Genomic DNA, 21,809 nt, shown 5'->3' with positions numbered 1-21,809 from the left:
CCGGCTCAGGACTGGGCGAAGAAGGACGCCTCGATGTCGGACTCTACCTCAGCCGGCTCGCCGCTCACCGCGACGTGGGCGGGCGACAGCAGGAAGACCTTGTTGGTCACGCGCTCGATCTTGCCGTACAGCCCGAGGGACAGCCCCGACGCGAAGTCGATCATGCGACGGGCGTCGGTCTCGGTCATCTGCGAGAGGTTGATGATGACGGGGATCCCGTCGCGGAAGCTCTCGGCGATGGACTGGGCGTCCTTGTACTCGCGCGGGTGGACGGTGAGGATCTCGTTCATTTCCTGGACCGGGGTCGCCTTCTGTGCGGTCGTGTGCGAGCGGCGGAGCGGGGTGACCTGGGCGCCGCGCTGGTGGGTGTGCGTCTTGGGCTCCGCGGGTGCCGCTGCCGGAGCGGCCGCGGGTGCCGGGGTCTCCTGCACGGGCGCCACCGACGGGGCTGCGGCGGGGGCGGGAGCGGCGTGCTGCCGCTGCTGCGCGGGAGCTTCCTGCCGCTCGTCCTCGTACAGTTCCTCGTCGGCGAGGCCGAGGTAGACCATCGTCTTCTTGAGCGGGTTGGCCATGGTTCCTCCGGTCGTGCTTGCTCGTGGGTGCCCTGCCACGAGGCTAGGGCGCGACCGGTCGGTTTCCCGTGATTGCGGTCCCGATCCGCAGGTGTGTCGCGCCCTCGGCGATCGCCTCGGCGTGGTCACCGCTCATCCCCGCGGAGATGTCGGTCGCGCCGGGCGCCAGCGACGCCACCCGCTCCGAGATCGTCCGCAGCCGGGCGAACGCGGCGCGGGGCGACCCCTCGAGCGGCGCGACCGCCATCACACCGCGCAGGCGGACGGTCCCGGTCGCGAGCACCCGCTCGACCATGGCCTCGACGGCGTCGGGCTGCACGCCGCCACGGCCCGGGTCGTCGGTGAGGTTCACCTGCACGAAGCCCTCGACGACGCGCGGGTCGGGCTCGGCCTCGGTGGGCGCGAAGGCGTCGACGACGGAGTCCCGGTCGAGCGAGTGCACGACGTCGGCGTAGCGGCGGACCTGCCGCGCCTTCTTCGACTGGAGCTGGCCGACGAAGTGCCAGGTCAGCCCGAGGTCGGCGAGCTCCGCGGCCTTCGCCTGCGCCTCCTGGTGGCGGTTCTCCCCCACGTCGGTGACGCCGAGTGCCGCCAGTTCGCGGACGAGCGACGCCGGGTGGTACTTCGTGACGACGACGAGCGTCAGCTCGTCGACGCTGCGTCCAGCGACGCGTGCCGCGTCGGCGATGCTGCCGCGCACCGTCGCGAGCCGCGTCGCGAGCGCGTCGTCACCACCGGACGCAGCACGCGCCTCCCGTCCGTCGTCGGGTGACGAGGCGGACGGGAGGCGCGTGTCGGCTGCCATCGTTCCTTACTTGAGGAAGTCGGGGACGTCGAGCTCGTCGTCGCCGTCGAAGGCCGGGTCGGCGGCGCGCTGCGCCGGCGCCTCGTGCTGCTGCGAGGCCCACGACGGCGTGCTGGTCGCGGTGTCCTCGATCGAACCGGTCGCACCGCTGGACGCGGGAGCGGACGAGCCGCCCTCGGGGTCGACCCAGCTCGAGCGACGCTCCTTCTGCTGTGCGCTCGGCTCGCCGCCGTCGAAGCCGGCGGCGATGACGGTCACGCGGACCTCGTCGCCGAGGGTGTCGTCGATGACGGCACCGAAGATGATGTTCGCCTCGGGGTGGACCGCTTCCTGCACCAGGCGCGCGGCGTCGTTGATCTCGAAGATGCCGAGGTTCGACCCACCCTGGATCGAGAGCAGCACACCGTGCGCACCGTCGATCGAGGCCTCGAGCAGCGGCGAGGCCACGGCGAGCTCGGCGGCCTTGATCGCCCGGTCGGCCCCGCGGGACGAACCGATGCCCATGAGCGCGGAACCGGCACCCTGCATGACCGACTTGACGTCGGCGAAGTCGAGGTTGATCAGACCCGGGGTCGTGATGAGGTCGGTGATGCCCTGCACGCCGGCGAGCAGCACCTGGTCGGCGGTCGCGAAGGCCTCGACCATGGAGATGCCGCGGTCGGAGATCTCGAGCAGGCGGTCGTTCGGGACGACGATGAGCGTGTCGACCTCGTCCTTGAGTCCGGCGACGCCGTTCTCGGCCTGGGACTGGCGACGCTTGCCCTCGAAGCTGAACGGCTTCGTGACGACGCCGATGGTGAGCGCGCCGATCGACTTCGCGATGCGTGCGACGACCGGCGCACCACCCGTACCGGTGCCGCCGCCCTCGCCTGCGGTGACGAAGACCATGTCGGCGCCCGCGAGGGCTTCCTCGATCTCCTCGGCGTGGTCCTCGGCGGCACGACGGCCGACCTCGGGGTCCGCGCCGGCACCGAGGCCGCGCGTGATCTCACGACCCACGTCGAGCTTCACGTCGGCGTCGCTGAGCAGGAGCGCCTGGGCGTCGGTGTTGATCGCGATGAACTCGACGCCGCGGAGGCCGAGCTCGATCATGCGGTTCACGGCGTTCACGCCGCCGCCGCCGACGCCGACGACCTTGATGACGGCGAGGTAGTTGTGGTTCGTGGTCACGTCAGTCGGGCCTCCGGTCGAAACCCTCAACCTCTACTTGAAGTTCAGGGGTCTTGCTGGTAGATGTGGTGCTCCGACGACGCTACGGGTGCCCCGGGAGCCCTGTCGCCCCGCCACGCCGCGTGTCGTCATTCGGGTTCCGCAATTCCGGCACCCGGACAAGCCATCCGCGGTCGGTCCGCCGCACGCCCCGCCACCCGGGCCGTGCGGCCCGGCTCACTGCTCCGCGCGGACGATCCCGTCACCCGGCTCACTGCTCCGCGCGGACGATCCCGTCGCCCGGCTCACTGCTTCGCGCGGACGATCCCGTTGTCCGGCGCGGACACGTCGTACTCGACCGGCGTCCCCGGGGCGCGGCCCTCGTGGTCCTTGACGAGCGCGGCGAGCAGCGCCGCCTTCGCCTCGGAGTCCTCCGGGCTCCCCCACACGACGTTCGACCCGTCGCGCAGCGTGAGCGTCACGTCGTCGGCCGTCGAGGCGCGCAGGTCGGTCACCTGCGACCGCACCGCCGACGGCAGCGCGAGCACCACCTCGGTCATCGTGCGGAACACCGGCGACCCGAGCTTCGCGCGCGACACGTCGGCGAGCGGCACCCCGTCCGGCCGCGAGGGCGACGACTGCACGACGATGCCGGCCGGGTCCACCAGGTCGAACGCGCTGCCGGACTGCACCGCGACGACGGGCGTGCGCTCGGTCACCGTCACCACGAGCGTGTGCGGCGGGACCTCCTCGGTCACGTAGCTCTCGATGAGCGGGAACCCGGCCACCTCGCGCTTGACCTCGCCGAGGTCGAGGCGGGCGAGCGGCGTGCCGAGCTGCGCGGACAGCGCCTGGCGCAGCGCGGTCTCGTCGACGCGGTTCGTCCCCTTGATCTCGATGGTCTGCAACGCCATCAGCGGCGAGTAGACCGCGACGAGCAACGAGGCGCCGAAGACCACGACGACCGCGGCCGCCGTGGTCCAGGCGGCGCGGCGGTGCCGGGAGCGCCGGGTGAACCGGCGCACCTCGTTGCGCTCGAGCAGCCGGCGCCGACGCTTCGCGACGCGCGCCTCGCGCGCCGTCTCGGCGGCACGGACACCGGCACCGATCGGGGTCGCGTGGTCCTCGTGGTCGTCGGACGGCCGGGAGGCGCGGTGCGCGTCGAGCACGTCGGTGACGGTCGCGACGTGGTCGCGTCCCCCGTCGCCCCGGTCGTCGTCGGCGTGCTCGGCACGGCCGGACCCGGCGGGACGGTGCTCCTCGTCGGGAGCGTACCCACGGAGTCGTTCGGCGACCGAGGACAGCCCGGCGCCGAGCCGGCGGCCGGCGACGCCCGCGGCGGCACCGGCGCGGTCCCGCACCGACCCGCCGTCGGCCGACGCCTGCTCGTCGTGCCCGGCGTCGGGTGCGGCACCGGGCGGTCGACCCGCCGTCTCGGGGACCGCGGCCGACGGCGCGGGAGCGGGCTGCGCCTCCCGGCCGTCCGCCGGCACCGCGCGGGACGCACGCCGCGGGATCCGGGGACCACGACGCTGCCGCGGCGCGTCGGCACCGTCGGCCGGGGCGTCCGGGTGGTCCGGACGCTCGTCGAAGCCCTCGGGACGCTTCACTTGCCGAGCGCCTCGAGCACCTGGGGGATGATCCGGTACACGTCGCCGCAGCTGAGCGTCATGATGATGTCGCCGTCACGGGCGACCGCGGCGGCACGGGCCGCCGCCTCGTCCCAGTCGGGCAGGAACTCGACGCGCGACTGGTCGGCGAAGCGCTCCTGCACGAGGGCACCGGTGACGCCGGGCTCCGGGTCCTCGCGGGCGCCGTACACGTCGAGCACGACCGTGTGGTCGGCGAGCTCCTCGTAGACCTTCGCGAAGTCGCCGGCCATCAGGCGGGTGCGGGAGTACAGGTGCGGCTGGTGGATCGCGATGATCCGGCCGTCGCCCACGACGTTGCGCGCGGCACGGAGGGCCGCGGCGACCTCGGTCGGGTGGTGCGCGTAGTCGTCGTACACGGACACGCCGCGCTCGACACCGTGCAGCTCGAAGCGCCGCTCGGTCCCGCCGAACGCCTCGATGCCGCGGATCGCGTCGGCCGGGGCCACCCCGAGTCCGGTGAGCACCGCGAAGGCGCCGACCGCGTTCACGGCGTTGTGCCGACCCGGCACGCGGAGCGTCAGGTGGTGGCTCCAGCCGTCGGCACGGAGGTCCACCTCCACGCTCGCGGCCTCGACGATGCGCTCGATCCGGACGTCGGCGTCGGCGGCCTCGCCGAACGTGACGACCTCGGGGGCGTGCTCGAGCGCTCGGACACCCTCGGTGACCCGCTTCGCGCCCGCGTCGTCGCTCGACACGACGATGCGCTCGCGCGCCTTGCCCGCGAAGGTGACGAAGGCCTCGATGAAGGCCTCCTCGCTGCCGTAGTGGTCGAGGTGGTCCGCGTCGACGTTCGTGATGAGTGCGACCGCGACGTCGTAGAGCAGGAAGGAGCCGTCCGACTCGTCGGCCTCGACCACGAACAGGTCGCTGCTGCCCGGGGCGGAGCTCGTGCCGAGCGACTGGATGACCCCGCCGTTGACGAAGCTCGGGTCGAGGCCGAGCTCGACGAGCGCGGTCACGATCATCCCCGTCGAGGTGGTCTTGCCGTGCGCACCCGCGACGGCGACGAGGCGGTGCTCGGCGATCAGCGCGGCGAGGGCCTGCGACCGGTGCAGCACCGGCAGGCCGCGACGCTGCGCCTCGAGCAGCTCGGGGTTGTCCGGCCAGAGCGCACTCGTGACGACGATCGTGTCGGCAGCGCCGACGTTCGCCGCGTCGTGGCCGATGTGCACCTCGGCGCCGAGGTCGCGCATCGTGGCCGTCGTCGCGGTCTCGCGGGAGTCGCTGCCCGTCACGCGGTGCCCGGCGGCCAGGAACATGCGTGCGATGCCGCTCATGCCGGAGCCACCGATGCCCACGAAGTGGACCGTGCCGAGGTCGTCCGGGATCGGCTGGGTCAGGTCCGGCTTGATGGTCATCGTTCCTCCGTGGTGCTGGTGGTGCTCGGGGCGCGCTCGGCGTCCCGGACGAGGTCGGTCATCCGGTCGGCACCGTCGCGGTGTCCGACGCTGCCCGCGCGGACCGCCATGTCGGCGATGCGTGCGCGGTCCTGCAGGATGCCGAGCAGCTGGAACGTCACCCAGTCCTCGTCGAATTCCCCGTCCGCGACGAGCACCGCTCCCCCGGCCCCGACGACGTCGGCCGCGTTGTGCCGCTGCTCGCCGTTGCCGACCGGGTACGGCACCAGGACGCTCGGCAGGCCGACCGCGGTGAGCTCGCACACCATCCCGGCACCGGCGCGCGAGACGACGAAGTCCGCCGCGGCGTACGCCAGGTCCATCCGGTCGCAGTACGGCAGCACGTGGTAGCCGTCGAGGTCGCTCGGCCCGATGTCCGACTTCCCACCGACGACGTGCAGCACCTGCCACCCGGCGCCGACGATCGTCGCCGCCGACCGGTTGACCGTCTGGTTGATGCTCCGCGCCCCGGAGGACCCGCCCGTGACGAGCAGGACCGGGCGGGCCGGGTCGAGGCCGAACTCGGCGAGGCCCTCGTCGCGCCGCGCCCGTCGGTCCAGCGACTCGATCTCGCGGCGGAGCGGCATGCCGACGACCCGGCCGTGCCGGAGCCGGGTGTTCGAGAAGGTGAGCCCGACGTGCGACGTCAGGAAGGCCGCGAGGCGGTTCGCCAGGCCGGGCTTGGCGTTCTGCTCGTGCACGACGATCGGGGTGCCGGTGCGCTTGGCCGCGACGTACGCGGGGGCGGCCGCGTACCCGCCGACACCGAGGACCACGTCGACCCCGTGCTCGCGGATGTAGCGCTCGGTCTGCCGCACGGCCGCGGCGAACCGGCCCGGGAAGCGCAGCGCCGCGGCGTTCGGCTTCCGCGGGAACGGCAGGCGCGGGATCGTGAGCAGCTCGTAGCCGCGCATCGGGACGAGCCGCGACTCGAGGCCCTCGGCGGTCCCGAGCACGAGCACGCGGGCGTCCGGGTCGCGCTCGGTCAGGCGGTCGGCCACGGCGAGCAGCGGGTTGACGTGCCCGGCGGTGCCGCCGCCGGCGAAGAGGTAGGTGCTCACCGGAGCGTTCCGTTCTGTGGTGCGAAGCCGTTCGACGGCAGGGAGCGGTCGGTGCCGCTCGCCCCGGTGCCACGGCCCTTGCCGGACAGGTCCCGCGCGAACGACAGCACGACGCCGATGGCGACGAGCGTCATGATGAGCGCCGACCCACCGGCCGAGATGAGTGGGAGTGGCACGCCGAGCACGGGGAGCAGCCCGAGCACGACGGCGATGTTGACGAGCGCCTGGCCGATGATCCACGCGACGATCGCACCCGTCACCGTCCGGACGAAGGGGTCGTTCGACTGGCGGATGACCTTGACCATGCTCACCGCGAGCACCACGAACAGGGCCAGCACGACGACCGCGCCGACGAGCCCGAGTTCCTCGCCGATGATCGCGAAGATGTAGTCGTTGTCCGCCTCGGGCAGCCAGGACCACTTCGCCTTCGAGTTGCCGAGCCCGACGCCGAAGACGCCACCGGAGGCGAGCGCCCACATGCCGTGGACGGGCTGCCAGCACAGGTCCTGGTACTGGTTCGAGTCGGTGCAGCCGGAGAGCCACGCGCTGATGCGGGTCTGGCGCGAGGCCGACGCCATCGTGACGAACGGCAGCACGACCGCGATCGAGCCGAGGATCACGAGCAGGTGCCGCGCACGGGCGCCGCCGATGTAGAGGCCGCCGAGCACCAGGATGAGCATGATCATCGCCGTGCCCTGGTCGCCGCCGAGCAGGACCATGCCGAGTGGCAGCACCGTGGCGATGCCGACCGGGACGAAGATCTCCTTCCAGTCCTCGAGCTTGTCGCGCTTGACGTACATGATCGCGCCGATGCCGAGGGCCAGCGCGAGCTTGATCGCCTCGGAGGGCTGCGCGGTGAACGAGCCGAAGCCCACCCAGTTCCGGTTGCCCTGCACCTCGATGCCGAGGGGCGTGTACACGAGCAGCTGCAGGGCGAGCGCGGCGCCGAGGATGCGCATCGCCCACTTCCGCCACAACCGGGCCGAGACCCTGCTGGCGACGAGCATGAGCGGGACGCCGAGCACCGCGTACAGGCCCTGGCGCGAGGCCGCCCCGAAGAAGTCGTGCGTCTTGGCGTACTGCTCGACGCTCGACGAGGACAGCACCATCACGACGCCGAAGACGACCAGGAAGAGCGTGATGCCGAGGATCGTGTAGAAGGTGCTCGACTCGGCGACGAAGACGTTCTTGACCGCGACGACCGCGCCGTTCGGGCGCCGGGAGGAGCCGGCACCCGTGGACCGGGCCGCGGCAGCGGGCCGGGACGCACCCGTCGGCCGACCGGTCGTGCCCGGCGTCGTCGTCTGCCGGCCGCTACGCCCGTTCGGGAGATCCGTGGTCGCCATCGGCTGTGCCTCCCAGGTGTTCGTGGACCGCCGCCGCGAATCGGCGCCCTCGGTCGGCGTACGACTCGAACTGGTCGAACGACGCCGCAGCCGGGGCGAGGAGGACCGTGTCGCCCGGTCGCGCGACCGATGCGGCATGCCGGACCGCCTCGGGCATGACCTGATCAGTGTCCGTCGCCTGGACCTGCAGGACCGGGACCGCGGGCGCGTGTCGCGCGAATGCCTCGAGCACGGGGGTCCGGTCGGTGCCGATCACGACGACCGCACGGACGTCGGGGCCGAAGCGCTCGACGAGCCCGTCGACGTCGACGCCCTTGAACAGACCGCCGACGACCCACACGACGGTGTCGAACGACGCGAGCGACGCGGTGGCCGCGTGCGGGTTCGTCGCCTTCGAGTCGTCGACCCACGTGACGCCGTCCGCGGTCGCGACGTGCTCGGTGCGGTGGTGGTCGGCGTGGAAACCCTGCACCGCGGACCGGATGTGCGCCGGCTCGACCGAGGCCGCGCGGGCCAGGGCCGCCGCGGCGAGCACGTTCATGGTCATGTGCGGGCTCGCGAGCCCGGCGGCCTCGAGGTCGGCGACGGTCGCCAGCTCGAGCGCGCTGTTCCGCCGGTCCTCGGTGAAGGCCCGGTCGCAGAGCACGTCGTCGACGATGCCCACGTCGCCGGCTGCGGGGACCCCGGGCGTGAAGCCGACCGCACGGCAGCCCTCGACCACGTCGGCCTCCTCGACCATGCGACGGGTCGCGGCGTCCGCGGTGTTGTAGACGCACGCCATCACGGAGCGCTCGTAGACCTTGGCCTTCGCCGCGCGGTAGGCCTCGGCGGAGCCGTGCCACTCGAGGTGGTCGTCGGCGATGTTCAGGCAGGCGCTCGCGAGCGGGACGACCGCGCCGTCACCCGTCGTCGGCATGTAGTGCAGCTGGTGGCTCGACAGCTCGACCACCAGGACGTCGAAGCCCTCGGGGTCGCGCACGACGTCGAGCACCGGCACCCCGATGTTCCCGCACGCGACCGCGCGCAGCCCGGCGGCCTGGAACATCGCGGTCGTGAGCTGCGTCGTCGTGGTCTTGCCGTTCGTGCCCGTGATGGTGACCCACGGCGCGGCGATCGGACCGCGGACGACCTTGTCGCGCACGCGCCAGGCGAGCTCGACGTCGCCCCAGACCGTGCTGTGCTCGACGGCCCACCGGACGGTGGCGTTGTGCGGCGGCAGGCCCGGCGAGACGACGACCAGGTCCGGCGCCTGCTGCTCGAGCGCGGTGGGCACGGCGTCGAGCGGGGTGCGCTCGAAGCGCGCCCCGATCACGTCGAGCAGCTCGACCGTGTCGGCGGGACCGTCCGGCGCGTAGACCGTCACGGCACTGCCGAGTTCGACGAGCGTGTCCGCGACCGAGAAGCCCGTGGCACCGAGCCCGAGGACCGCGACCTGCAGGCCCTTCCACCCCTCGGCGTACCAGCTGTCGAGACCTTCCGTACGGGCGTCAACCAACTCGTGCGATCCATTCCAGGTAGAAGAGTCCGACCCCGGCCGCGACGCACAGCCCCGCGATGATCCAGAAGCGGACGACGACGGTGACCTCGGCCCAGCCCTTGAGCTCGAAGTGGTGGTGCAGGGGGCTCATCCGGAAGATGCGCTTGCCGTGCGTGATCTTGAAGTACGCGCGCTGCAGGATGACCGATCCGGTGACGATGAAGAACAGACCGCCGATGAGGACGAGCAGGAGCTCGGTGCGGCTGAGGATCGCGAGCCCGGCAAGGGCACCGCCGAGGCCGAGCGAGCCGGTGTCACCGAGGAAGATCTGCGCGGGCGAGGTGTTGTACCAGAGGAAGCCGATCAGGCCTCCGCACACGGCCGCCGCGACGACCGCGAGGTCGAGCGGGTCCGAGGTGCTGTAGCAGGCGGCGCGCGTCGACTCGTCGAGCCGGATGCCGCCGCAGATCTGGTTCGACTGCCAGAACCCGATGATGACGTAGGACCCGATCGCGAGGATGCTCGACCCGGTCGCCAGGCCGTCGAGCCCGTCGGCGACGTTGACGCCGTTCGAGGTCGACACGGTCAGCAGGACGATCCACGCGAGGAACAGGATCGTGCCGATCACGGTGCCGAGCGCCATGAAGTCGAGCCACGGGACGTCCCGGATCGCGGAGATCATCGTGGACGCCGGGGGCTTGCCGTTGCCGGTCGGGACCACGAGCGCGATCGTCGCGAACACGACGCCGACGATCACCTGCCCGAGGACCTTCGCCCAGCCACCGAGCCCGAGGCTGCGCTGGCGGCGGACCTTGAGGAAGTCGTCGATGAACCCGACGAACCCGAGGCCGACCATGAGGAACAGCACGAGCAGCCCGGAGAGCGTGACCGAGTCACGGCCGACGAGGTGCCCGACGAAGTAGCCGAGCACCGCGCCGAGGATCAGGACGATGCCGCCCATGGTGGCGGTGCCCCGCTTGGTGTGGTGCGACTGCGGGCCGTCGTCACGGATGAACTGCCCCCACCCGAGACGGTGGAACAGCTTGATGAACAACGGCGTGAGCAGCAGTGTGAACACCAGCGACACGGCGCCGGCGATCAGGAGCGCGATCATTCGGTGACACCTCCGAGGCGGTCGCCGAGGAATCGCAGTTCCGCGGACTTCGAGGACTTGACCAGGACGACGTCACCGGGACGCAGCATGTCCTGCAGGGTGCGGACGGCCTCGTCGACGTCCTCGGCGTACACGGACTCGCCGTCCCACGATCCCTCGAGGGTGGCGGCCTGGTGGATGGGCAGCGCGCCGCGGCCGACGACCACGAGCTGGCCGATGCCGAGCCGCACGACGAGCCGACCGATGCGGTCGTGCTCCTCCACGGAGAACTCGCCGAGCTCGGCCATCTCGCCGAGCACGGCGACGGAGCGCTCCCCCGGTCGCACGACCTGCGCGAGGGTCCGCAGTGCAGCCGCCGTCGAGTCGGGCGACGCGTTGTAGGCGTCGTTGATGACGGTCACGCCCTCGGGGCCGCCCTGGAGCAGCTCCATGCGCCAGCGCTCGGCGCGCGTCATCGACGCGAGCGCCGCAGCACCCTCGGCGAGCGGCACGCCCCACAGGTGCGCGACGGTCAGGGCGGCGGACGCGTTCATCGCGTGGTGCTCGCCCAGGATGGCGAGGCGGACGTCGACGGTCTCGGGGACCGGCGCCGTGTCCGCCGCGTGGTCTGCCGCGGCCTCCGACGGGACGGGAGGCGCGGTGAGCGTGAAGCGGGTGCCGCTGCGGTCCGTCTCGATGCCGCCGATGCGGTAGTCCGCCCCGGCGGACGTGCCGAAGCCGACCACACGGGCGTCGGTGACCGCGCGCATGGACGCGACACGGTCGTCGTCGACGTTGAGCAGGGCCGTCGCGGTGGCCGGCAGGTCGGTGACCATCTCGGACTTGGCGCGCTGGGTCGCCTCGATGCCGCCGAACTCACCGGCGTGCGCGAGTCCGACCTTGAGGACGACGCCGACGTCGGGCTCGGCGATCGACACGAGCTTCGCGATGTGGCCCTTGCCGCTCGCGCCCATCTCGACCACGAGGAAGCGCGTGTCGTGCGTGATCCCGAGCATCGAGATCGGCGCGCCGACGTGGTTGTTGAACGACCCCTGCGGCGCGACCGTCTCACCCTGGGTGGCGAGGATCGTGCGGAGCATGTTCTTCGTGCTCGTCTTGCCGTTCGAACCGGTGATCCCGACCACGCGGAGCGGTGCCGGGGCGCCGTGCTCGTCGGTCCGGTCGGCGCTCGAGGCGCGCACGCGGGCGACGACCTCGTGCGCGAGCGCGGCGAGGGCGGCGTAGCCGTCGGCCACGACGACCTGGGCGGTGTCGGAGCCCTCGGGCAGCTCGACGGCACGCTCGGTGACGACGAGGGCGGCACCGGCGGTCGCGGCGGCGGGGACGAAGCGGTGGCCGTCGGTCTCCTCGCCGAGCAGCGCGAAGAACACGCTGCCCGGTCCGACCAGGCGGGAGTCGGTCTCGACGCTGCCGTCGACGACCTGCTCCGGGGCACCGCTGACGAGCTCGCCGCCGATCGCGGCGGCGATCTCGGCGAGGGTCAGGGCGATCATCGGATCTCCTCCGTGGGGCCGCTGTTCGGCTCCCAGCCGGCCTCGCGGAGCGCCTGGCGGGCCTCGTCGCGGGCGGAGTACGGCGTGCGGACGCCCTGGATGTCGCGGTAGTCCTGGTGGCCGGGTCCGGCCCACAGGATCGAGTCGCCCTCGCCGAGCAGGCTCACGGCCTTGCGGATCGCGGCCTCGGGCGGGCTGACCTCGTAGGTCTCGTGGTCGGGGAACGCCTCGCGTGCGGCGTCGACCAGGGTCTTGCGGATGCTCGCGGCGTCCTCGAAGCGCGGGTGGTGGTCGGTGACGACCAGGATGTCCGACCCGGCTGCGGCGACGAGGGCCATGGCGGCGCGCTTCGTCGTGTCGCGGTCGCCGTCGGCGCCGAACAGCATGAGGACCCGGCCGGGGGTGAACTGCCGGACGGCCGCGAGGGTGTTCTCGAAGGCGTCGGGCGAGTGCCCGAAGTCGACGTACACGCTCGGGCCGTGCTCACCCGAGACGCGCTCGGTGCGGCCCGGCAGGTAGCACTCGATCGCGCTGACGCGGGGGCCGTCCTCGGTCTCGTCCGGGTAGCGGCGGTGGCCCGACTCGAGCGCCTGGGCGATCGCCCCGAGCTCGAAGCCGCCCTCGACCAGCATGACGATCGCGAGCGCCGCGTTGGCGGCCATGTGCCAGCCGATGAGCGGCACCCGCGTGGTGAGCGCGCGGCCCTCGGGTCCGGTCAGGCGGAACTCGGTGTACGCGGCCTGCGCCGAGACGATGTCGACGTGCCACTCGGCCTCGACGTCCGGGTGCACCGTGATCGTGGTGACCGGGATGCGGGAGTCCTGCACCACGCGGTGGCCCCAGTCGGTGTCCAGCGAGACGACGCCGCGACGGGCGTGCTCGGGCTGGAACAGCGGGAGCTTCGCCTGGTAGTACTCCTCCATGTCGGCGTAGTCGTCGAGGTGGTCGTGCGACAGGTTGGTGAACCCGGCGACGTCGAAGACGATGCCGTCGACGCGGTGCCGGCTGAGGGCCTGCGCGCTCACCTCGACGGCGACCGCGCGGACCTCGGACTCGCGCATCCGGGCGAGCAGGGCGTGCATCTCGCTCGCCTCGGGCGTGGTCAGCCGGCTCGTCACGCTGAGCGACCCGATGTGACGCTCCGCGGTCGAGCTCAGGCCGGACACGAGGCCGAGCTGCTTGAGGATGCCCTCGAGGATGTACGACGTGCTCGTCTTGCCGTTCGTGCCGGTCGTGGCGAACAGCTGCGGCAGGTCGGTGGCCTCGTCCGGGTGGGTGCGGTAGACCCAGGCCGAGACGTCGCCGAGTGCGGCACGGGGGTCCTCGACCACGAGCACCGGCAGGCCCGCGGGCTCGGCCAGTGCCACGCCCTCGGCGTCGGTCAGGACGGCGACGGCACCGCGCTCGGCGGCCTCGGCGGCGAACTGCGCGCCGTGCCGGTTCGCACCGTGCACACCGACGAACAGGTCACCCGGCTGCACCTCAGCGGCGCTCAGGGTGACGCCCGTCGCCTCGACGGCGTCGACCGTGCCGACGACGCGCATGCCGAACGCGTTCGCGAGTTCGGCCACGCTCCTCGGGGTCGGGTGTTCGGGTCGGAGGACCGGGGGGATCCGTGCGGACAAGTGCTCCTTCTTCCTCACCACGTGGACGGGTACAGCTGCGCCTCGGCCGTGGAGGGGGCTACTCGGTACTTCTCGAGCACCTGGGACATGAGAGTTCGGAACGCCGGAGCCGCTCCGCTGGACCACTTGTTGGTCTGCGGCTTCGTGAACGTCACCGTGACAACATACTGGGGGTCCTCGGCGGGTGCCATTCCGGCCACCGACGTGATGCGCTGACCGCCGTAGCCCTTCGAGCCCTCGGCGACCTCGGCCGTACCGGTCTTCGCGGCCACGTTGTAGCCCGAGATCGGCTTCATGCCGACGAGCGTGCCGCCCGTGACGACGCTCTGCAGCATCTTGACGGTCTGGTTCGCGGCCGCGGGCGAGACGACCTGCTGGCCCTGCACGTCGGGCGCGTCGATGGTCTTGCCGTCGGCCGTCTGGCAGCCCTTGACCATGTGCAGCGGGATCCGGACCCCGTTGTTCGCGAGCGTCTGGAACACGCTCGCCACCTGGACCGCGGTCGTCGAGATGCCCTGGCCGAACATCGAGTTGATGTTCGTCTGGCTGCTCCAGTCCGGGCTCGCGCCGTACTGCATGGACGGCTGGCCCGGGTACTGGATGGCCGACTCGGGCTCGAACAACCCGAACTTCTTCATGTACTCGTAGCGCTGCTGCTGCGACAGGCGCTCACCGAGCTCGGTGATGCCGACGTTCGACGAGTTCTGCAGGATGCCGGTGAGCGTCAGGTTCTCGGTGGGGTGGAACTCCGAGTCCTGGATCTTGCCGCCCCACGGGAACGAACGCGAGTAGGGGACGACCGCACGGTCGGTCGGGCTCGACTTGCCCTCGTTGATGAGCGCCGCGGCGATCGCGGCCTTGATGGTCGATCCCGGCTCGTACGTGGCGGTCAGCGCGCGGGAGCCGTACGCCCCCGTGTCCTTGGTCGCGTCGACGTCGTTCGGGTCCACCGTCGGGTAGTCGGCGACGGCGAGCAGCTCGCCGGTCTTCACGCTCGTGACGGTCGCGGTCGCCGACTCGGCCTGCAGGTCCTTGGCGGCGGACGCGATCGTCTGCTGGGCCATGTACTGCAGGTCACTGTCGATCGTGGTCTGCAGCGTGCCGCCGTCCTTGGCCTGCGTCTTCGTCACGGTGCTGCCGGGCAGCTGGACGCCGTCCTCACCGCGCTCGTAGGTCTCGGAGCCGTTGCGCCCCGCGAGGCACGCGTTGTAGGAGTACTCGAGCCCGGCCTGGGCGCCGTCGGTCCCCATGAACCCGGTCAGGGCACCGGCCGTGGCGCCGGTCGGGTAGATGCGGGCCGACTGCTGCTCCGGGTAGACCCAGGGCACCTCGAGCTCGCGCACCGCCTCGTACCGCTTCACGTCGAGCCCCTTGACCAGGTAGGCGAAGTCGGACCGCGGGTCGGCCGCGACGTTCTTCTGCATGGTCGCGACGTCGCCGCCGGACGCCTTCGCGATCGCGCGCAGGGCCTCGTCGACCGTGACGTCCTTGACGCGGGTGCCGCCGAGGGTCCCCCGGAAGTCCTTGACGAGCCGCGGCGCGGTCGTGATGTTGTAGCGGTTCACGCTGTCGGCCAGCTCGACGCCGTTGCGGTCGACGATCTCGCCACGGGTGCCGTAGATGGTCACCGGGATGCTGCGCTTGGCCTTCGACTGCTCGTTGAGGTCGGCGGCCTGGACCACCTGGATGTCGACCAGCCGGATCACGAAGACCGCCACGAGGGCGATGACGGCGATCATCACGACGCTGTAGCGCAGTCGTCGGCTGCGGATCGTCTTGGTCACGCGGTGCGGTCCTTCCCGTGTGGTGCGTCAGGGTGCCCGGGGTCCACGTCACGGCGCGTCCCGGGCCGCAGGTCACCGCGTCGAGGGCGCCTGGAGCTGGTTCGGGTCGGACTCTACGTCGGGCGCGGACGATGCCCCGCCCGACGCGCTGGCGCCTGCGGTCTTCCCAGCGGCACCGCTCGAGGCGCCGGCGCCGGAGGCGGTCCCGGCGGCGGAGCCCGTGGTGCCCGTCGTCGCGGCGTCGGTCGGCGCCGGTGCGGCGTCGCCGTTCTCCTTGCTCGTGGCGGTGTCGCCCTTGCCCGCGGCGAGCGGCACCGGGTCGAGCAGTGCGTTCGGCACCTGGTTCGCCGTGCTCGCGGTCGCCTCGTCGGGGGCGGCCGGGGTCGGCGTGCCGTAGACCTGCCCGGTCTTCGGGTCGAGGTACACCGGCGTGGAGTTCGCGATCATCCCGAGGGCCTGCGCGTTGCGGGCGAGGTTCTGCGGCGAGTCGAGCACCCGGAGGTCCTCGGACAGCGACTGCTGCGTCCGCGAGAGCTTCGTCTGCTCGGCGCCGAGCGAGGACAGCGTGTAGGCGCCCTGGCTGAGCACCATGCTGATGCCGAGCTGCGCGAGCAGCAGGATGCCGAGCGACGCCACCGCGACCACGGCGTACGCGATGCGCGGCCGTGCCCGGCGCTGGGCCTTCGTGGGCGCGACCTCGACCAGTTCCGGCCGGTCGTGGCGGGACGGGCGCGGGGCACGCGACGGGGCGACGACAGGGTCGACGAGTGCGAGGTTCGTGCTCATGTCACTTCCGGATCCGCTCGGCCGCACGCAGGCGCACGGGGATGGCACGGGGGTTGGCGGCGCGTTCGGCCTCGTCGGCCAGTTCCGCGCCCTTGACGACCAGGGAGAAGGTGGGGGCGTGCTCGGGGAGCTCGACCGGCAGGTCGGCCGGCGCGCTCGAGGTGGTGCGGGCGACGAGCGCTCGCTTCACCAGGCGGTCCTCGAGCGACTGGTACGACTCGACGACGATCCGACCACCGACCGCGATCGTGTCGAGCGCCGCCGGGATCGCCCGCTCGAGCACGGCCAGTTCGGCGTTCACCTCGATGCGGAGCGCCTGGAAGACGCGCTTGGCCGGGTGTCCCTGGCGCTGCACGGCCACCGGGGTGGCGTCGTGCAGGACCTGGACGAGGTCACCGGACATCTCGAACGGCCGCTCGGCTCGACGGGCGACGATCGCCTTGGCGTACCGCCCGGCGAGCTTCTCCTCGCCGTAGCGCTGGAAGATGCGGCGCAGCTCGCCCTCGTCGTAGGTCGCCAGGACGTCGGCGGCGGTCTGCCCCTCGGTCCGGTCCATGCGCATGTCGAGCGGTGCGTCCTGGCTGTAGGCGAAGCCGCGCTCCGCCCGGTCGAGCTGGAGCGACGAGACGCCGAGGTCGAACAGCACGCCGTCGACCTCGCGGAACCCCTCGCCCTCGACCGCGTCGACGATGCCGTCGTAGACCGTGTGCACGAGGCGCACGCGGTCGCCGAAGCGGGCGAGCCGCTCCCCCGCGATGCCGAGGGCGTCGGTGTCGCGGTCGAGCCCGATCAGGGTCAGCTCCGGGAAGCGCTCGAGGAGCGCCTCGGAGTGTCCGCCCATGCCGAGCGTGGCGTCGACGACGACCTTGCCCGGCCCCTCGAGGGTCGGTGTGAACAGGTCGACGATGCGCTGCAGCATCACCGGCGTGTGCGGGAACTTCGGCTGGTCTTCGGCCATGTGCAGCCCCTCGGCCTCCTGGGCCACGCACCCGGATCCCCATCCATGCGACCTGACACCGGGGAAGGTGTGTCAGGGCACCACGGCTGGGAGTCCCGATCCACGGATCAGAAGATCCCCGGGATCACCTCCTCGTCGTTGTCGGCGAAGCCCTCTTCGACCTCTGCGTAGTAGGCCTCCCACGCGGGGGTCGACCAGATCTCGGCACGGTCACCGCTGCCGATGACCGTGAGGTCCCGCTCGAGCCCCGCGTACTCGCGGAGGTTCTGCGGGATCGTGACGCGGTTCTGCTTGTCCGGGGTCTCCGCGCTCGCTCCGGAGAGGAACAGGCGCATGTAGTCCCGGGTGCGCTTCGACGTCATCGGTGCGGTGCGGATCCGTTCGTGCAGCTGCTCGAACGTGTCCGCGCTGTAGACGACGACGCAACGCTCCTGTCCACGGGTCATCACGAGCCCGCCGGACAGTTCGTCCCGGAACTTGGCGGGGAGGATCACGCGACCCTTCTCGTCGAGCTTCGGGGCATGGGTACCGAGCAACACGTCGGGGCCTCCCCTCCGCTCCACCGGACCGTCGTGTTCCCCACTTTACTCCACTTCGCTCCCCGCGGAACGGTCAGGGCTCCCCGATCTGCCCGGATCCCCCGTTCTGGGGGCCCCTGGAGCGCCCCGGCGGTGGGGACGAGCGGCACCGATCCGCGCAGACACGGCGATCGGGCGCGCGGTGGCGCGCGTGGAGGGAAGTGGAGGACTTCCACAGGTCGGTGGCGGTCGGAGGGCGCGCCGGACGGGAGGCGCGGGTCGGCCCCGCCCCGCGCCTCCCGTCCGTCACCCCACCCCCGGGAACGACGAACGGGGCCGGTCCCGAAGGACCGGCCCCGTGGAGGCGTGTGGAGGAGCGGCTACTGCTGCCCGGGATCGTTGCGCTTGTCCCAGCGCTCGTTGAGCCGGTCCATGAAGGACCCGCCCGACGATGCGGGACGCGCGGGGCGACCCGGCGCGGAGGACCCGGCGCGCGGCGCACCGGCCCCGGCCTTCGGCATGCGCATGCCCGGACGCAGCGCGTAGAGCACGCCGGCGAGCATCACGACGAAGCCGGGCAGACCGAGCAACGGCTGCTTGAGGACGAGCGCGAGGACGAGGACGGCGATCCCGACGAGGGCACCGAGCACCCCGATGGTGATCGTCGTGTAGCTCGGACGGCCCTGGCGACGCGTGACGCGCGCCACGAAGTCGGAGTCGTTCTGGTAGAGGCTGCGCTCCATCTCCTCGAGGAGGCGCTGCTCTTGCTCCGAGAGTGGCATCTTGTTTCCCTCTGTTCCTGGGGATGCTGTCCTGGTGACCGCTGGTCGTGCTCGCACCGGTCGTGACGGGCACTGGTTGCTCCGGCTCGACCGAGGTCACGGCCCGTTCGTGCGGGTCGGTGGAGTCAGGTCGGCACCACCGCCGGAAGTGGACCGAGTCTACGTCTCAGCCGCTCCACTAGGGTAGGGACCGTGGCTGAGAGTACGCGATTAGTGGACCTCGTTTCGGCACGGGTGGAACGGGCCCTCGACGAGCAGCGTGAGCGGCTCCTCGCGATCAGCCCGGACCTCGCGCCGTTCGACCGGTACGCGCGGGACCTGCTGTCCGGCGGCAAGCGCTTCCGGGCGCTGTTCTGCTACTGGGGATGGCAGTCGGTGGCGGGCCGGTCGGGCTCCTTCGACCCCCTGGCCGAGGGGTCCCGGCAGACCACCGCCGAGGCGATCGTCACCGTCGCCGCCGCGCTCGAGGTCTTCCACGCCGCAGCCCTCGTGCACGACGACATCATGGACCGCTCCGACACCCGTCGCGGGCGCCCCGCGGCGCACCGCCGGTTCGAGTCACTGCACGCCGAGTCCGGCTGGGCCGGTGACCGCTCCCTCTACGGCACGAACTCCGCGCTCCTGCTCGGCGACCTGCTGCTCTCCCTGAGCGACGCGGTCTTCGACGAGGGCCTGGCCCTGCTCGACCCCGCCCGTGCCCGGATCGTGCGGCGGGAGTTCCACGCGATGCGGCTCGACGTCACGGCCGGTCAGTACCTCGACGTCCACGAGGAGACCGCCTGGCCGTCGATCGACGAGTCCGAGCACCTCGTCCGTGCCCAACGCGTCATCGTCTTCAAGTCGGCGAAGTACTCGATCGAGGCCCCGCTCGTGATCGGCGCCCTGGTCGCCGGTGCGTCCGAGGCCCAACTCGAGGGCCTCCGCTCGTTCGGCCTCCCCCTCGGCGTCGCGTACCAGCTGCGGGACGACCTGCTCGGCGTCTTCGGTGACCCCGAGGTGACCGGCAAGCCCGCGGGCGACGACCTCCGCGAGGGCAAGCGCACCGTCCTCATCGCCTCGGCCCGCAAGGCGCTGTCCCCCGGCCCGCGGCAGCTCCTCGACGAGCTCCTCGGCGACCCGGAGCTCGACGAGGCGCAGGTGCAGATGCTCCGCGCGACGCTCACCGAGTCCGGCGCGGTCGCCGCGGTCGAGCGTTCGATCGAGCGGCACGTGCACCGCGCGAAGACCGCGCTCGAGGCGACCCCGCTCACGCCGTCCGCGCGCGACCAGCTCCTCGCGCTGGCCGACACGGTCAGCCGCCGGGTCGCCTAGCGACGCACGCGCGGCCCGGGACGCGACCCACCGACGGACGGGAGGCGCGTGGCGCGATCGCCACGCGCCTCCCGTCCGTCTTCGGTCGGTCCGTCAGGGCAGCGACTGCCCGTCAGAGCAGCGACTGGGCGACGCGGCGCACCTCGGCCTTGCGGCCGGCGCGCAGCGCCGCGATCGGCGAGGTCCCCAGGGCGGGCTCCTCGGACAGCATCCAGCGCACGGCCTCGTCGTCGGTGAAGCCGTTGTCGCCGAGGACGACGAGCGTCCCGCGCAGCTCGGGCAGGGGCTCGCGGCCGTCCAGGAACTCGCTCGGGACCCGGAGGACACCACCGACCCGGGCGGCGAGCAGGGTCTTCTGCTCGAACAGGCGGTGGATGCGCCCCGGGCTGGTGCTCAGCATGTCCACCAGGTCGGGGACCGTCAGCCAGCGCTCGGAGAGGGTCGTGTCGTCGATCGGTGCAGCACTCACGGACCCATCGTGCCAGAGGAGACGCCCGGTGCCGTCGGTCTCGTTCGTCACACGAGTCACATGCACCCCACTCGACTCTCTGGTTGACTTGGGAATCACGCCATGCCAGCGTGGAGTCACCTGTGAGTGCTCGCACGCGCGAGGACGGCTCACCCCAGACAGGAGAAACCCGTGGACAACGCTGCAGACGAAGTCGCCCGGCGCGCACGATCCGCCCGGTTCGCCACCATGCCCATCGTCCTCGCGGGCACGATCGCGGTGACGGCCGGCCTCACCGGTCCGATCGCCCACGCCGAGCCCCGGCACGACGACGACTCCGCGAAGAAGCGGCAGGTCGACCAGGACCGCAACGTCGGGGACCGCCCGGTCTTCGGCACCGCGGTCGCCCGCCCCGGCCAGGCCACCGTCACCACGGTCGCGTCGGTGTCGGCGGCGCCGACCACGTACACGGTCCGCCAGGGCGACACGATCTCCGGCATCGCGTCCCGCTTCGGGCTGTCCGCGCAGGACGTCCTCGTGCGCAACGGCCTCGGCTGGAACACGATCATCCACCCGGGCCAGACCCTGCACCTGGCGTCGCAGCCCGCGGCCTCGGCAGCAGCGCCGGCTCGCCCGGCGTCCACCGCGACCGCGAGCGCCACGGGCAGCTACCACGTCAAGCAGGGCGACACGGTGTCCGCGATCGCCGCGCGCGTGGGGGTCTCCACCTCGGCGCTGCTCAGCGCGAACAACCTGTCGCAGCGCTCCACGATCTACCCCGGCCAGACCCTGACCGTCCCGGGCGCGTCCGCCCCGGCGCCGGTCTCGGCCGCCCCGGCTCCGGCGGCGACCGCAGCACCGGCCGCCGCGAGCGCTCCGGCGCGGGCCGGCAGCGTCCAGATCCGGACCGGCGACACCATCGCCGCGATCGCCACGGCGAACGGGGTGTCGGTGAAGGCGCTCCTGTCGGCGAACGGCCTGACCTACACGAGCACGATCTACGCGGGCAAGACCCTCGTACTCCCGGCGTCCACCGTGACGGCGTCCGCGCCGACGACCGTCGCCGTCGCCGGCCCCGTCCAGTCCAGCGTCAACGGGGTCGCGCTCTCCGCCGAGCAGCGCGCGAACGCGGCCACGATCGCCTCGGTCGGTCGGTCGATGGGGGTGCCGGAGCGCGGGATCGTCATCGCCCTCGCCGCCGCACTCCAGGAGTCGAGCCTGCGCAACCTGCCGAACGGCGACCGTGACTCGGTCGGCCTGTTCCAACAGCGTCCGAGCCAGGGCTGGGGCGACAAGGCCACGCTGCAGGACCCGGCTTCGGCCACGCGCCTCTTCTTCAAGGGCAACCCGGGCAAGACCCGCGGCCTGCTCGCGATCCCGAACTGGTCGGGCATGGCCCTGACCGACGCGGCGCAGGCCGTGCAGGTCTCCGCGTACCCGGGCGAGTACGCGAAGTGGGAGCAGACCGCGAAGTCGCTCCTGGCCACGCTCTGACCCCGACGTCCGTAGCGGACACGCGCAGCCGGTCGGT

At 72.1% G+C, this 21,809-nt stretch carries 19 protein-coding genes; 2 read left to right on the top strand and 17 right to left on the bottom strand.

Annotation, left to right across the window (positions count from 1 at the left end):
- Window positions 1–5: 5 nt before the first annotated feature.
- The 16 genes from QOL15_RS06690 to QOL15_RS06615 form a co-directional block, all read right to left on the bottom strand.
- Window positions 6–572, bottom strand: a complete 567-nt coding sequence (locus QOL15_RS06690; protein WP_071247376.1) for a cell division protein SepF — start codon at window positions 570–572, stop codon at window positions 6–8.
- Window positions 573–615: 43 nt separating this feature from the next.
- Window positions 616–1,377 carry a YggS family pyridoxal phosphate-dependent enzyme gene (locus QOL15_RS06685; protein WP_083393990.1) on the bottom strand — a complete coding sequence of 254 codons (762 nt, stop codon included), beginning with the start codon at window positions 1,375–1,377 and terminating at the stop codon, window positions 616–618.
- A gap of 6 nt (window positions 1,378–1,383) precedes the next feature.
- Window positions 1,384–2,547, bottom strand: coding sequence for a cell division protein FtsZ (ftsZ, locus tag QOL15_RS06680; RefSeq protein WP_065960866.1), 1,164 nt, complete (start codon window positions 2,545–2,547; stop codon window positions 1,384–1,386).
- Between the two features lie 284 nt (window positions 2,548–2,831).
- On the bottom strand, window positions 2,832–4,136 hold the full coding sequence (locus tag QOL15_RS06675; RefSeq protein ID WP_139197485.1) for an FtsQ-type POTRA domain-containing protein: 1,305 nt from the start codon (window positions 4,134–4,136) through the stop codon (window positions 2,832–2,834).
- A complete protein-coding gene (gene murC, locus QOL15_RS06670; protein ID WP_071247378.1) occupies window positions 4,133–5,536 on the bottom strand; it encodes a UDP-N-acetylmuramate--L-alanine ligase in 1,404 nt (467 codons plus the stop codon). Before murC ends, QOL15_RS06675 begins: the two co-directional genes overlap by 4 nt.
- Entirely contained in the window at window positions 5,533–6,636 is a 1,104-nt protein-coding gene (locus QOL15_RS06665) for a glycosyltransferase (protein WP_071247380.1), read from the bottom strand. The genes murC and QOL15_RS06665 overlap by 4 nt, the downstream gene beginning before the upstream one ends.
- Window positions 6,633–7,982: a putative lipid II flippase FtsW gene (gene ftsW, locus QOL15_RS06660; RefSeq protein WP_083393991.1), complete on the bottom strand. Its 1,350-nt coding sequence runs from the start codon at window positions 7,980–7,982 to the stop codon at window positions 6,633–6,635. The genes QOL15_RS06665 and ftsW overlap by 4 nt, the downstream gene beginning before the upstream one ends.
- On the bottom strand, window positions 7,951–9,477 hold the full coding sequence (gene murD, locus QOL15_RS06655; protein WP_071247382.1) for a UDP-N-acetylmuramoyl-L-alanine--D-glutamate ligase: 1,527 nt from the start codon (window positions 9,475–9,477) through the stop codon (window positions 7,951–7,953). Before murD ends, ftsW begins: the two co-directional genes overlap by 32 nt.
- On the bottom strand, window positions 9,470–10,573 hold the full coding sequence (gene mraY / locus QOL15_RS06650) for a phospho-N-acetylmuramoyl-pentapeptide-transferase (RefSeq protein WP_071247384.1): 1,104 nt from the start codon (window positions 10,571–10,573) through the stop codon (window positions 9,470–9,472). Before mraY ends, murD begins: the two co-directional genes overlap by 8 nt.
- A complete protein-coding gene (murF, locus tag QOL15_RS06645; RefSeq protein ID WP_071247386.1) occupies window positions 10,570–12,066 on the bottom strand; it encodes a UDP-N-acetylmuramoyl-tripeptide--D-alanyl-D-alanine ligase in 1,497 nt (498 codons plus the stop codon). Before murF ends, mraY begins: the two co-directional genes overlap by 4 nt.
- Window positions 12,063–13,691, bottom strand: coding sequence for a Mur ligase family protein (locus QOL15_RS06640; RefSeq protein ID WP_071247492.1), 1,629 nt, complete (start codon window positions 13,689–13,691; stop codon window positions 12,063–12,065). The genes murF and QOL15_RS06640 overlap by 4 nt, the downstream gene beginning before the upstream one ends.
- A 14-nt stretch (window positions 13,692–13,705) precedes the next feature.
- Window positions 13,706–15,475 (bottom strand): penicillin-binding protein 2, encoded by a 1,770-nt coding sequence (locus QOL15_RS06635; RefSeq protein WP_083230083.1) that lies wholly within the window; start codon window positions 15,473–15,475, stop codon window positions 13,706–13,708.
- Window positions 15,476–15,547: 72 nt separating this feature from the next.
- On the bottom strand, window positions 15,548–16,261 hold the full coding sequence (locus QOL15_RS06630; protein WP_071247388.1) for a hypothetical protein: 714 nt from the start codon (window positions 16,259–16,261) through the stop codon (window positions 15,548–15,550).
- 1 nt (window position 16,262) lies between these two features.
- A complete protein-coding gene (gene rsmH, locus QOL15_RS06625; protein ID WP_065960933.1) occupies window positions 16,263–17,219 on the bottom strand; it encodes a 16S rRNA (cytosine(1402)-N(4))-methyltransferase RsmH in 957 nt (318 codons plus the stop codon).
- A gap of 107 nt (window positions 17,220–17,326) precedes the next feature.
- Entirely contained in the window at window positions 17,327–17,758 is a 432-nt protein-coding gene (gene mraZ / locus QOL15_RS06620; protein WP_065960850.1) for a division/cell wall cluster transcriptional repressor MraZ, read from the bottom strand.
- Window positions 17,759–18,117: 359 nt separating this feature from the next.
- Window positions 18,118–18,519 (bottom strand): DUF3040 domain-containing protein, encoded by a 402-nt coding sequence (locus QOL15_RS06615; RefSeq protein ID WP_065960846.1) that lies wholly within the window; start codon window positions 18,517–18,519, stop codon window positions 18,118–18,120.
- 192 nt (window positions 18,520–18,711) lie between these two features.
- Between QOL15_RS06615 and QOL15_RS06610 the strand changes: the two genes are divergently transcribed.
- Window positions 18,712–19,830, top strand: a complete 1,119-nt coding sequence (locus QOL15_RS06610) for a polyprenyl synthetase family protein (protein WP_071247390.1) — start codon at window positions 18,712–18,714, stop codon at window positions 19,828–19,830.
- Between the two features lie 112 nt (window positions 19,831–19,942).
- Here the strand turns inward: QOL15_RS06610 and QOL15_RS06605 are convergent, their stop codons facing one another.
- The gene (locus tag QOL15_RS06605; protein WP_253181572.1) at window positions 19,943–20,299 is read right to left on the bottom strand and encodes an Rv2175c family DNA-binding protein; all 357 of its coding nucleotides are present in this window, start codon (window positions 20,297–20,299) and stop codon (window positions 19,943–19,945) included.
- A gap of 171 nt (window positions 20,300–20,470) precedes the next feature.
- On the opposite strand from QOL15_RS06605, the gene QOL15_RS06600 reads away from it, so the two are divergent.
- The gene (locus tag QOL15_RS06600; protein WP_254784117.1) at window positions 20,471–21,772 is read left to right on the top strand and encodes a LysM peptidoglycan-binding domain-containing protein; all 1,302 of its coding nucleotides are present in this window, start codon (window positions 20,471–20,473) and stop codon (window positions 21,770–21,772) included.
- The last annotated feature ends 37 nt before the right edge of the window (window positions 21,773–21,809 follow it).

The sequence above is a fragment of the Curtobacterium sp. MCBA15_012 genome (genome assembly GCF_001864935.2).
GTDB lineage: Bacteria > Actinomycetota > Actinomycetes > Actinomycetales > Microbacteriaceae > Curtobacterium.
This window is presented reverse-complemented; position numbering and strand designations above follow the sequence as displayed.

Excerpts from the sequence above, each read along its gene's own strand:
- mraY (WP_071247384.1), bottom strand. The coding sequence starts at position 10,573 with ATGATCGCGCTCCTGATCGCCGGCGCCGTGTCGCTGGTGTTCACACTG.
- QOL15_RS06690 (WP_071247376.1), bottom strand. The coding sequence starts at position 572 with ATGGCCAACCCGCTCAAGAAGACGATGGTCTACCTCGGCCTCGCCGAC.
- QOL15_RS06685 (WP_083393990.1), bottom strand. The coding sequence starts at position 1,377 with ATGGCAGCCGACACGCGCCTCCCGTCCGCCTCGTCACCCGACGACGGA.
- murF (WP_071247386.1), bottom strand. The coding sequence starts at position 12,066 with ATGATCGCCCTGACCCTCGCCGAGATCGCCGCCGCGATCGGCGGCGAG.
- ftsW (WP_083393991.1), bottom strand. The coding sequence starts at position 7,982 with ATGGCGACCACGGATCTCCCGAACGGGCGTAGCGGCCGGCAGACGACG.
- rsmH (WP_065960933.1), bottom strand. The coding sequence starts at position 17,219 with ATGGCCGAAGACCAGCCGAAGTTCCCGCACACGCCGGTGATGCTGCAG.
- QOL15_RS06615 (WP_065960846.1), bottom strand. The coding sequence starts at position 18,519 with ATGCCACTCTCGGAGCAAGAGCAGCGCCTCCTCGAGGAGATGGAGCGC.
- murC (WP_071247378.1), bottom strand. The coding sequence starts at position 5,536 with ATGACCATCAAGCCGGACCTGACCCAGCCGATCCCGGACGACCTCGGC.
- QOL15_RS06630 (WP_071247388.1), bottom strand. The coding sequence starts at position 16,261 with ATGAGCACGAACCTCGCACTCGTCGACCCTGTCGTCGCCCCGTCGCGT.